The following is an 11,674-nucleotide window of genomic DNA, read 5'->3' as shown; positions in this document are numbered from 1 at the left end:
ATTTTACGACTGCTGCGCAGCCGGACGCAGGCTACGCCAGCTGCTACAGATTGCGTTGTGGCTTAACTGATCGGCATCAGGCACTGAGGCCCGCCTTGTTTTTGCCTGCCCGTTTCAGGGCAATAATGGCTGGCGTGCAACCAAAGCGATCAGCATTCCACCCAGTTCACCGCCAGGCCGCCCCGCGACGTCTCTTTGTACTTGTCGTGCATGTCGGCCCCGGTGTCGCGCATGGTGCGGATCACCCGGTCCAGGGAAATGAAGTGTTTGCCGTCGCCGCGCAGGGCCATTTGCGTGGCGTTGATGGCCTTCACCGCGGCAATCGCGTTGCGCTCGATACACGGTACTTGCACCAGTCCGCCAACCGGGTCGCAGGTGAGACCGAGGTTGTGTTCCAGGCCGATTTCAGCGGCGTTTTCCAATTGCTCCGGGGTGGCGCCAAGCACCTCTGCCAGGCCGGCGGCGGCCATGGCGCAGGCGGAGCCGACTTCACCCTGGCAGCCGACTTCGGCCCCGGAGATCGAAGCGTTTTTCTTGCACAGGATGCCGACGGCAGCGGCGCCCAGGAAAAACGCGACCACGTCATCGTCAGACGCATCTGCATTGAATTTCATGTAGTAGTGCAGCACCGCCGGAATGATCCCCGCCGCGCCGTTGGTCGGTGCCGTGACCATGCGCCCGCCGGCGGCGTTTTCTTCGTTCACGGCGAGGGCGTACAGGTTGACCCATTCCATTGCCGACAAGGTGGACGTAATGACATTCGGCTTGCCGATTTCCTGCAGGCTGCGATGCAGTTTCGCCGCTCGACGCGGAACATTCAGCCCGCCGGGCAGGATGCCTTCGTGGCGCAACCCCTGTTCGACGCATTCGCGCATCACCGACCAGATATGCAACAGGCCCTGGCGAATATCTGCGTCACTGCGCCATGCCCGTTCATTGGCCATCATCAATTCACTCACCCGCAGCCCGTGCTGGTTGCAGAGCCTGAGCAGTTCGGCGGCGCTGGAGAAATCGTAAGGCAGCACCACATCGCCGGCCGGTGCGATCCCGGATTCGGCTTCGGCCGCTTCGATGATGAAACCGCCACCCACCGAGTAGTAGGTCTGCTCGAACAGTTCGCCGGTTTCGCTAAAAGCTGTCAGGGACATGGCGTTGGGGTGGTAGGGCAGGCTTTCGTCTAGCAGCAGGAGGTCGCGTTGCCAGTCGAAGGCAATTTCCACGGCACCTGCCAGACGCAATTTGCCGGTTTCCCGCAGGGTGTGAATGCGACCGTCGATGGTAGTGGGATCGATACGATCAGGCCATTCGCCCATCAGGCCCATGACGCAGGCGCGGTCCGTTGCGTGGCCGACGCCAGTCGCTGACAGAGAACCGTAGAGGCGGATTTCCACGCGTCGCACCTCAGCCAGAAAACCCTGATCTACCAGCGCTTGGGCAAAGGTTGCGGCAGCGCGCATCGGACCGACGGTATGGGAACTGGACGGGCCGATGCCGACTTTGAAGAGATCGAAAACACTGATAGCCATGCTAAAGCCTGTACATGCAATGGAAGGGAAATCGCTGCCATTTCTGTAGGACAAGCGCAATTTGGGCGATACTGCCTGTCACGATCCTGTGTGACCAACGAAAATTCCTAAGACATCCTTTAGCGGTACTAAACGATGAGCCGTCAATTACACGCCCAGACGTATGTCTGGCTGAACGTGTTTGCCTGTGCCGCGCGGCACCTGTCGTTCACTCGATGCGCCGAAGAGCTGCACATCACACCGGGAGCGGTGAGCCAACAGATCCGCCAGCTGGAAGAACGCCTGGGCTTTCGCCTGTTTCATCGCCGGGCCCGCGGGGTGGAGCTGAGTGCAGAGGGCCAGCGCCTGGCCATTACCGTCAACGAGGCCTTTGGCAGCATCGACGCGGAATTGCGGCGACTGGATGCAGGCATGATCAGCGGGATTCTGCGGGTGCGTTCGATTCCGTCGTTCCTGAGCAAATGGCTGACGCCGCGCCTGCCGCGTTTGCAGCAGCGCTTTCCCGACATCCAGTTGCGCCTGGTGGCCGAGGACAGCAGCGTGCCGCTGCATGAAGGCGACTTCGACCTGGCGATCGACCTGAACGACGGCAGCTACCCAGGCCTGTTATCCACAGCCTTGCTGGATGAACAGATTTTTCCGGTGTGCGCGCCGAGCCTGTTGCGTGGTCGTCCGCCGCTGCACGGTCCGGCAGACCTGATGCACTTTCCCTTGCTGCACGACATCACCGCCTGGCGCGGCAGCTATGAGTACGCGGAATGGGAGTTTTACCTCAATGCCATCGGCTTCGAAGGGGCGGATGTGCGACGCGGGCATACGTTCAACCGCAATCACCTGACCATCGAAGCGGCCATCGCTGGCATGGGCGTAGCGATTGCGCGACGAACCTTGCTCAATGATGAGTTGGAGCGTGGTGCCTTGATCGTGCCGTTTGGCCTGGCGGTGCCCAATCACAAGCGCTACATGCTGCTTTACGCACCGGGGGCGTTGAGCCATCCGGGTGTGCGCGCGGTGCACGATTGGTTGGTGGAGGAGGCGGGTGCTTTTCGCAGCCTGCACCCGCTGGGGGAGCGGCAAATGTGAGTAATTATTACGCAGGAGCAGGGCGACCCAACTCCCGACATTAACAGCGCTTTTGCTCCTTGTCCGGATTTTTTTGCGTATGAATATTTATCTTATTTCAGGGGTTGAATTGTTCAGCGTACAGACCGATTGTGTAACCAAGAGGTCACGGTGATGACGCCCAAGGGCTTAGCTGACCGGCCTCTCGCGAGCTAGCTGAAATAAGGGATGAACTATGCAAATCCAAGTCAATAGCGATAACCATATTCAAGGCAGTAAACGACTGGAGGAGTGGGTACGTACGACCATTGAGAGCACGCTCGAACGCTACGAAGAGGACCTGACACGAGTCGAGGTTCACCTGCGGGACGAGAACGGCGACAAGCCGGGTCCCCACGACATGCGCTGCCAACTGGAGGCGCGGCCAAAAGGCCATCAACCGGTTTCCGTCACCCATAAAGCCTCCACCATGGAGCAGGCGATCGACGGAGCGGCCACCAAACTTGAACATGCGCTGGAGCATATGTTCGGCAAATTACGCGGAAAACGAGCCAATGTGGTGCCCATCGAGAGTGCCGCCCATGCCGACCATCTGCTGGAAGAAGAGTTTCTTGAGAACGAACAGGCAGCGCTTAATGGCTGATACCTGATTCACTTTTTACCTTCCCATGAAAACGGGCCTGCATTGCAGGCCCGTTTTGTTTTCGGTGGCTTTTGGATTCCATGGCCATTGGCTGGCTCTGGGAGCAGCCAGGTTTGCGGTGCAACCAACGGGCGTAATAGAGGGCTGCCTCCGATCTTTTTGCATATGAGAATATTTATCATTAATATTGCGGCCTTGCCGGCCCCCTGACGCTGTCGTGGCCTCCCCGGTTTTCAGATCGAAACATGAACGATGATCACTCTGCCCCCCGACCCCCACGATATCGAGCTCGATCAACAGCGCGGCGACCGTGCGCATTTTCTCCAGGTCTTTCTTTCCCAGCGCTCGCAAATGGAGGCGTTGGTGAATCGTCGCGTCGGTTGCCGGGCGACGGCGGCTGACCTGGTTCAGGATTTGTTCCTGCGTTTCTGGCGGCGGCCGCTGGTGCAGGTCGAGGAACTCAGCACCTACTTGCTGCGCTGCGCCGGCAACATCGCCATCGACCATTTGCGCAGTGAAGGCACACGAGTCCGGGCTAGCGAAGGCTTGATGGTGGAGCCTGCGGACAGCCATGGCAGCGGACCACAAGCCGCGCTGGAGGCGGGCAACGATTTGCGCCATGTCGAAGCTGCGTTGCGCGCGTTACCGGAGCGCACGCGGCAGATCTTTTTGCTCAATCGCATTCACGGCCGTAAGTACGCCGAGATCGCCAAGGCCATGGGCTTGTCCCAAAGTGCCGTGGAAAAACATATGATGCGTGCCCTTGAAGCCTGCAAGGCGAGCCTTCGGGAGCCCGAAACACGAACGCCAGGGAAAGCACCGTGAACCACCTCGAACGCGTCATTCCGACGCCCGCGCAGGAGCAGGCCGCACTGGCCTGGCTGAGTTTGTTGCATGACCAGCCCAGCAGCGGTGACCAGGCGACATTCAGCCAATGGTTGCAGGCCGACCCCGCCCATGCCGAAGCCTATGCCCAGGCGCAAGTGCTGTGGGAGTTGAGCGAAGGGCCGGCGCGTACGCTCGCCGATGAAGACGCTTTTGCCTTGCGGGGCTATCTCAACGCCATGGAAAAGCCGCGGCGCAACACGGTCGCGCGCTGGTCCGGTGCGTTGGTGATGGCCGCGTGCCTGCTGTTGATGATCAGCCTTGGCACAGGCTGGCAGCCGATGCGCTGGATGGATGACCTGGGGGCGGATTACGTCTCGGCACCTGGGGAAATTCGCACAGTCACCCTGGCCGATCAGTCGCAGGTGACACTGGATGCCGACAGCGCCATCGCCGTGGATTTCAGTCGCGGTGAGCGGCATGTGCAACTGCGCCGCGGCGCCGGTTTTTTCAGCGTCACCCATACCGGCGAGCCGTTTGTGGTGGACGCCGAGAAAGGGCAGGCGCGGGTCCTGGGCACGCAGTTCGAAGTCCGTTTGCAGCCCCATGGCGCGCAGGTCACGGTGTTGTCGGGGCGGGTTGGCGTGTCGGCGGACAAGAACGCCGAACAGCAAATTCTTACCGCCGGCCAGCAAGTGGCCTACGGCGAAGGCACAGCGCAAACACTCCACGCGGTGGACAGCGAAGCGCAGTTGGCCTGGCGCCAGGGCTGGCTCAATTACTACAAGGCGACGTTGGCCGACGTGGTGCGGGATCTGGGGCGCTATTACCCCGGGCGGATCGTGTTGCTCGACGATGAACTGGCGGCACGCCGGGTCAGTGGCAGCTTCCCGAGCAAGAACCCGCAGGCGGTGTTGAGTTCTTTGCAGGGAGTGTTGGGGTTTGAGCAGCATCAGGTGTTGGGGTATCTGATTATTCTGCGTTGAAGCTGCTTGCCCCTTCGCGGGCAAGCCCGCTCCCACAGGGTAAGTGGGTTTACGCCGATTTCGCGTCCGACACAGATCAACTGTGGGAGCGGCGGTGCGGCGATCCGACTTGCCCGCGAAGGGGCCAGTTCAAACACTGCATCACCTGGAATAAAAATATTTTCAAATTGTGATGAGGTAACCCCGATTGTCATCCGTGTAGTGACTGAAACTGCGAGTCATTCGCATCCGTTGCGGTTCTACACAGGTCATGAGTCATGAAGTCCAGGGCAAAATCGGGTTCGGTCAAACAATGGTTGGGTGTGTCTGCGTTGAGCTTTTCGGCAATGGCATTGTTGCCGCTGAGCGTGGCGCTGGCCGCAGAGGCGGGCAGCAGTCAGTCGCGTGGGCAATTCAATTTCGCGTTGGCCGCTAAACCGCTGCCCCAGGCCCTGAGTGATTTCAGCCGGGTGACCGGTAACAGCGTCGTCTACACCGATGAAGCGCCTTATGGTCTGAATGCGCCGGCCATCAACGGCCAGATGACCGCCGAACAGGCCCTGCAACGCTTGCTTACCGGTTCGGGCTTGACCTTCCGCCGCACCGACGGCCACACCTTCGCTCTGGAACCTCGGCCAACTGAAGGTGCATTGAATCTCGGCGCGACCACCATCACCTCGTCGATGGATGACTCCATGAGCTACCAGCCGCCACCCACCACTTCGGTGATGCGCTCCTCGGCCCCCGTTCAGGAAATCCCGCAGACGATCAACGTCGTCCCGGCCCAGGTCATCCGCGACCAGGCGCCGCGCAATCTCGATGACGCCCTGGCCAATGTCAGCGGCATCACTCAGGCCAACACTCTGGGCAGCACCCAGGACTCGGTGATGGTCCGCGGCTTCGGCGACAATCGTAACGGCTCGATCATGCGCGACGGCATGCCGATCGTGCAGGGCCGTGGCCTCAACGCCAGCGTGGACCGGGTCGAAGTGCTCAAGGGCCCGGCCTCGTTGCTTTATGGCATCCAGGATCCGGGCGGTGTGGTCAACATGGTCAGCAAGAAGCCCGAGCTTGAGCAGTACAACGCACTGACCGCGCGCGGTTCGAGTTATGGCGACGGCAAGAACGGCAGCGGCGGCACTCTCGACAGCACCGGTGCCCTCGGCGATTCCGGGCTGGCCTATCGCATGGTGCTGGACTACGAAGACGAAGATTACTGGCGCAACTTCGGAGTGCATCGCGAAAGCCTGATCGCGCCGTCGCTGGCCTGGTACGGCGAACGCACCAGCCTGCTGTTCTCCTATGAGCACCGCGAATTTCTCACACCGTTCGACCGCGGCACTCTGATCGATCCACGAACCAACCACCCGCTGGACATCTCGCGCAACGAGCGTCTCGACGAACCGTTCAACAACATGGAAGGGCGCTCGGACCTCTATCATTTCGAGGCCGATCACGAACTCAACGACAACTGGAAAGCCCATTTCGGCTATAGCTGGAACCGCGAAACCTACGATGCCAGCCAGGTGCGCGTGACCGCCATCGACACCAAAAAGGGCACCCTGACCCGCAGCATGGACGGCACCCGGAATGCGATCAGCACCGACCGTTTCACCACCGCCAGCCTTGAAGGCAACGTGAACGTACTCGGCATGCAGCACGACCTGCTGTTCGGCGTTGATGACGAGTACCGCAAGATCTACCGCGAAGACCTGATTCGCCAGAAAAGCCTGACCACATTCAGTTACGTCAATCCGGTCTATGGTCGGGAGGTGCCGGGTACCACCGTCAGTGCGGCCGACAGCGCGCAGACCGATGAACTGCGCAGCGACTCGGTATTCCTGCAGGACTCCATCCACCTCAACGAGCAGTGGATTCTGGTGGCCGGCGCGCGTTTCCAGGCATACGACCAATACGCCGGCAAAGGCGTGCCGTTCCACGCCAACACTGACAGCAACGGGCAGAAATGGGTGCCGCGCGCGGGCCTTGTGTACAAGTACACCGATGCCTTGTCGTTCTACGGCAGTTACACCGAGTCGTTCAAACCCAACTCCACCATCGCGCCACTGAGCGGCAGCAGTACCGTGCTTGACGGCGGTATGGCCCCGGAAGAAGCCAAGTCCTGGGAACTGGGTGCCAAGCTTGATCTGCCGGGCCGCGTCACCGGCAACATCGCGCTGTTCGACATCAAGAAACGCAATGTGCTGGTGGCCAACGCCGAAGGCCCGACCACGATTTACAGTGCCGCCGGCGAAGTGCGTTCCCGTGGCCTGGAAGTGGACCTGAGCGGTCAGCTTACCGATCGCTGGAGCATGATCGGCAGTTATGCCTACACCGATGCCGAAGTCACCGAAGACCCGGACTACAAAGGCAATCAACTGCAAAACGTGGCGAAGAACAGCGGCTCGCTTTCGGCCGTCTATGACTTTGGCAGCATCATTGGCGGTGATCAGCTGCGGGTCGGCGCCGGGGCGCGTTATGTGGGTGAGCGTGCGGGCAACGCGGTGAACGATTTCGACCTGCCGGGCTACACCGTGGCCGACGCGTTCGCCACTTACGACACCAGGGTCGAAGGGCAGAAGGTCAAATTTCAGCTCAACGTGAAGAACCTGTTCGACCGCACTTATTACACCTCGGCAGCGAGTCGGTTCTTTGTTTCGATGGGGGATTCGCGGCAGGTGACGTTGTCGAGCACTTTGGAGTTCTGACGACAGACCGCGTCATCGTTCATCGTCGGAACCCCGCCCGGAACAAGCTCGCTCCCACAGGTTCAGAGGTTGCCTCAAAATCTGAGAGCAGCGCCAATTCCTGTGGGAGCGGGCTTGCCCGCGAAGGCGCTCATACAGGCCACGAAAAATCCCGAGCCTAGCGCAAAAACGCCTGTCGATATTCACCGGGCGTTCCACCCAACGCCTGGCGAAAGCGGTTGGTAAAGTGACTGGCACTTGAAAAACCGCACGCCAAGGCAACGTCGCCCAGCGGCTGCGAGGTCGTGCGCAGCAACTCCCGCGCCCGGTTCAGGCGCCGCGCCAGCACGTACTGGTGGGGTGGCAAGCCGAAGCTTTCGCGGAACATCCGCGCGAAGTGGTATTCCGACAACGCGCACAGCGCCGCCAACTGACCGAGGCTGATGGCCTCGTCCAGATGACTGTCGATGAACTCCACCAGATGCCGACGCTGATGCGCGGCCAATCCACCTTTAAGGCGCAGGCCTTGCCGGGTGTTGACCTGGCTGAGCAGGGCGTGGCTGAGCAATTCGTGAGCCAGGCTGCTGGTGAGCAGTCGCTCGCCCGGCTCGTCCCAGTTCAAGGTGATCAACTGCCGAAAGCGCAGCGCCTGCTGCGGATCATCGAGAAAGGTTTGCTCGCGCAGTTGCATTTCCCGTGGTTCGCGATCGAGCAGGGTGACGCAGCCAAGGGCAAATTGTTCGGGGCTGAAGTACAGGTGCGCCAGGCGAATATTGCCGTTGATCACCCAGCCTGACTGGTGATCGGCCGGGAGGATGCACAGTTTGTCCGGGCCGCCCTTGTTGCCGGGCTGGTCGCGGCGAAAGGTGCCGGTGCCGCCGGCGATGTAACAGGACAACGTGTGGTGGCTGGGCGCTTCGTACTCCTGGGCGTCGTGGTGATTGCTCCACAAGGCTGCGGACAAGCCGTCACCGAGCTCGGCGCTGTGCTCCAGGCGAGCATTCGGCGAGCGGTTGAGGGCTTGAAAAACTTGTAGGGTATCCAGTGCAGCCATGATCGTTGCTCTCTAACACCTGCATCCAACGCCTTGCATCCTACTCTGTAGACGCGCACCTGCCAGCGTGTCGCCGGACAAAAGCGCAAGTTTATGCAAGTGCGCCAGGGCGTAGCGCCGGACACTGGGCTCCTATCGAGGAGCCTTAGTCATGAACCTTTCTTTGTACCTGCTGACCGTGCTGATCTGGGGTACCACCTGGATTGCCTTGAAATGGCAACTGGGCGTGGTGGCCATTCCCGTGTCGATCGTCTATCGCTTCGGCCTCGCCGCGCTGGTGCTGTTCGTGATCCTGCTGCTCAGCCGACGCTTGCAAGTGATGAACCGTCGCGGGCACCTGATCTGCCTGGCTCAGGGCCTGTGCCTGTTCTGCGTCAACTTCATGTGCTTCCTCACCGCGAGCCAGTGGATCCCCAGCGGTCTGGTGGCCGTGGTGTTTTCCACCGCCACCCTGTGGAATGCCCTCAACGCGCGGGTGTTCTTCGGTCAGAAAATCGCCCGCAATGTGCTGATGGGCGGTGTGCTGGGCCTGCTTGGGCTGGGACTGCTGTTCTGGCCGGAGCTGGCCGGGCATGCCGCCAGCCCGGAAACCTTGCTCGGTCTCGGTCTGGCCCTGTGCGGCACCTTGTGTTTCTCGGCGGGCAACATGCTTTCAAGCCTGCAACAGAAGGCCGGTCTCAAGCCGCTGACCACCAATGCCTGGGGCATGGCCTACGGGGCGGCGATGCTCACGGTGTGGTGCCTGGTCAAAGGCATTCCCTTCGACATGGAAATGAGCGCACGTTACATCGGGTCACTGTTGTATCTGGTGATTCCGGGATCGGTGATCGGTTTCACTGCCTACCTGACCCTGGTCGGCCGCATGGGGCCTGAGCGTGCTGCGTACTGCACGGTGCTGTTTCCGGTGGTGGCGCTCAACGTGTCAGCGTTCGTCGAGGGTTATCAGTGGACGATGCCGGCGCTGTTGGGGCTGGTATTGGTGATGTCGGGTAACGTACTGGTGTTTCGCAAACCCAAACCACGCTTGGTACAGGGGAGTGGCAAGCTCGCTTGAGATGACTTTCATCGATCGCTGAAGTCCTCAGTCCTCGACTCTGATCGCAATGTAAATCAGCAGCGGAAGTATGAAGTCGACAATATGCCGGCTCCAGTCTTTGTAACTCCAGGCGTGTGATTGGTCCATGTTGAACCATTCCACGCCGATAACCTGGAAGCCGACATAGTAAAGCAGGAGTGCAATGAGTAATCCAATGATCGCGGGCTTTTTGGCCTCGTGAAATTCTTCAGCGCTGCCGTTCATGTTTTTATAAAGATAACAGGTTCCGATCATGAAGAAGATCGTGTAGATAACCTCGAGTGTAATGATGAGCCAGTAGATACGGTGGTGGAGCATGTGCGAGGTAACGGCCCTGTAGCTGTATCTCCCGTCGTCACCTGTGCTCTCCATACTCAGGATGTTGCTGATGCTTTCGTAGTTGCTTGCGTAGTCTGTAAAGTTGCTGTACATCACCAGCAATCCAAAAAAGCTAATGAATAACATCAGTGTGGCTTTGCTGAAACGTATGATTTTACTTGTCGTAAGTTGGTTCAAGGTGGTGATCTCCTTTGTTGTTCCGTTTTGCCTGGAATAGTAAGGAGAGTCTAGCGCGTGTTTTTGTTGTTTGTTTATTGACTGAATTGCAGGGTGTGTATTCAGACAGCTTTTTGATAGGTTGAGATTAATACTGTTTTATTCTTGGCATTAATGGGCAGGCGCATATAACGCCTGCCCTTTTTTTCAACCCTTCCAGACTTGCGGATTGACCAGATCCTGCGGTCGTTCCCCCAACAGCGCACTGCGCAAGTTGGCCAAGGCACGGTTGGCCATGGCATCGCGGGTCTCATGGGTGGCCGAGCCGATGTGCGGCAAGGTCACGGCATTGTTCAGCTGGAACAGTGGCGACTCGGCCAGCGGTTCCTTTTCGTATACGTCCAGCCCGGCACCACGGATGCGGTTGTTTTGCAGCGCTTCGATCAGCGCCGGCTCATCCACCACTGGACCACGGGAAATATTCACCAGGATCGCGCTCGGCTTCATCAGCGCCAGTTCACGATGGCTGATCAAATGTCTGGTTTTCTCGCTGAGCGGCACCACCAGGCAGACGAAATCAGCTTCGGCCAGCAATTGATCGAGGCTGCGGTACTGTGCGCCGAGTTCCTGTTCCAGCGCGGTCTTGCGGCTGTTGCCGCTGTAGATGACCGGCATGTTGAACCCCAGGCGACCGCGTCGGGCGATGGCCGCACCGATATTGCCCATGCCGACGATACCCAGGGTCTTGCCATGCACATCGCACCCGAACAGTTGCGCACCGACAGTGGCCTGCCATTGCCCGGCCTTGGTCCAGGCATCCAGTTCGGCGACGCGACGGGCGCTGCTCATCAACAGGGCAAACGCCAGGTCGGCGGTGCTTTCGGTGAGCACATCCGGCGTGTTGGTCAGCATGATCCCGCGTTCGTTGAAGTAGGCCAGGTCATAGTTGTCGTAGCCCACCGAGACGCTGGACACCACTTCAAGGCAGGCGGCGTTTTCCAGCTGCGCACGACCGAGTTTGCGGCCTACACCAATCAAACCGTGGGCATGGGGCAGGGCTTCGTTGAACTGGGCGTTGATGTCGCCGTATTTCGGATTCGGCACGATGACGTCGAAGTCTTGTTGCAGGCGTTCAACCATTTGCGGGGTGACGCGGCTGAATGCAAGGACGGTCTTTTTCATGGGGGGGCAGGCTCGTCGGGCGGTGAAGAATGATGAGCACGCTAACATTCTTCGCGGGATTTGTGCGAGTCGTCAGGCGGTCAAGGGACTGTCAGATATTTTGTGTGCGGGCCGGTAACGGCCTGCCGTCAGGCAGGCCGTGCTTTTACCAGGTCGGCCT

Annotated in this window: 10 protein-coding genes; 6 read left to right on the top strand and 4 right to left on the bottom strand. The window is 59.7% G+C overall.

What is annotated here, in order from left to right; all coding sequences use genetic code 11:
• Positions 1-149 precede the first annotated feature (149 nt).
• Entirely contained in the window at positions 150-1,526 is a 1,377-nt protein-coding gene (locus tag AC07W4_RS27610) for an L-serine ammonia-lyase (protein ID WP_495034701.1), read from the bottom strand.
• Between the two features lie 135 nt (positions 1,527-1,661).
• Here AC07W4_RS27610 and AC07W4_RS27605 point away from each other — a divergent pair, with 135 nt between their 5' ends.
• From AC07W4_RS27605 to AC07W4_RS27585, 5 genes are all read left to right on the top strand, one after another.
• Positions 1,662-2,609 (top strand): LysR substrate-binding domain-containing protein, encoded by a 948-nt coding sequence (locus tag AC07W4_RS27605; protein WP_008046773.1) that lies wholly within the window; start codon positions 1,662-1,664, stop codon positions 2,607-2,609.
• Between the two features lie 214 nt (positions 2,610-2,823).
• Positions 2,824-3,231 carry an HPF/RaiA family ribosome-associated protein gene (locus AC07W4_RS27600; protein WP_008046771.1) on the top strand — a complete coding sequence of 136 codons (408 nt, stop codon included), beginning with the start codon at positions 2,824-2,826 and terminating at the stop codon, positions 3,229-3,231.
• A gap of 252 nt (positions 3,232-3,483) precedes the next feature.
• A complete protein-coding gene (locus tag AC07W4_RS27595) occupies positions 3,484-4,056 on the top strand; it encodes an RNA polymerase sigma factor (protein WP_008046770.1) in 573 nt (190 codons plus the stop codon).
• Positions 4,053-5,042, top strand: coding sequence for a FecR family protein (locus AC07W4_RS27590; protein WP_495034700.1), 990 nt, complete (start codon positions 4,053-4,055; stop codon positions 5,040-5,042). The genes AC07W4_RS27595 and AC07W4_RS27590 overlap by 4 nt, the downstream gene beginning before the upstream one ends.
• Before the next feature lie 257 nt (positions 5,043-5,299).
• The gene (locus tag AC07W4_RS27585) at positions 5,300-7,729 is read left to right on the top strand and encodes a TonB-dependent siderophore receptor (protein WP_495034699.1); all 2,430 of its coding nucleotides are present in this window, start codon (positions 5,300-5,302) and stop codon (positions 7,727-7,729) included.
• A gap of 157 nt (positions 7,730-7,886) precedes the next feature.
• Here the strand turns inward: AC07W4_RS27585 and AC07W4_RS27580 are convergent, their stop codons facing one another.
• A complete protein-coding gene (locus AC07W4_RS27580) occupies positions 7,887-8,762 on the bottom strand; it encodes a helix-turn-helix domain-containing protein (RefSeq protein ID WP_495034698.1) in 876 nt (291 codons plus the stop codon).
• 151 nt (positions 8,763-8,913) lie between these two features.
• Between AC07W4_RS27580 and AC07W4_RS27575 the strand changes: the two genes are divergently transcribed.
• Positions 8,914-9,816 (top strand): DMT family transporter, encoded by a 903-nt coding sequence (locus tag AC07W4_RS27575; RefSeq protein ID WP_495034697.1) that lies wholly within the window; start codon positions 8,914-8,916, stop codon positions 9,814-9,816.
• Positions 9,817-9,843: 27 nt separating this feature from the next.
• On the opposite strand, the gene AC07W4_RS27570 is transcribed toward AC07W4_RS27575, so the two are convergent.
• Together AC07W4_RS27570 and AC07W4_RS27565 are read right to left on the bottom strand one after the other, a co-directional pair.
• On the bottom strand, positions 9,844-10,353 hold the full coding sequence (locus AC07W4_RS27570) for a DUF2165 family protein (RefSeq protein ID WP_495034696.1): 510 nt from the start codon (positions 10,351-10,353) through the stop codon (positions 9,844-9,846).
• Between the two features lie 186 nt (positions 10,354-10,539).
• Positions 10,540-11,514, bottom strand: a complete 975-nt coding sequence (locus tag AC07W4_RS27565) for a 2-hydroxyacid dehydrogenase (RefSeq protein ID WP_495034695.1) — start codon at positions 11,512-11,514, stop codon at positions 10,540-10,542.
• Between the last annotated feature and the right edge of the window lie 160 nt (positions 11,515-11,674).

The sequence above is a fragment of the Pseudomonas sp. GW821-FHT02A08 genome, assembly GCF_059422045.1.
This window is presented reverse-complemented; position numbering and strand designations above follow the sequence as displayed.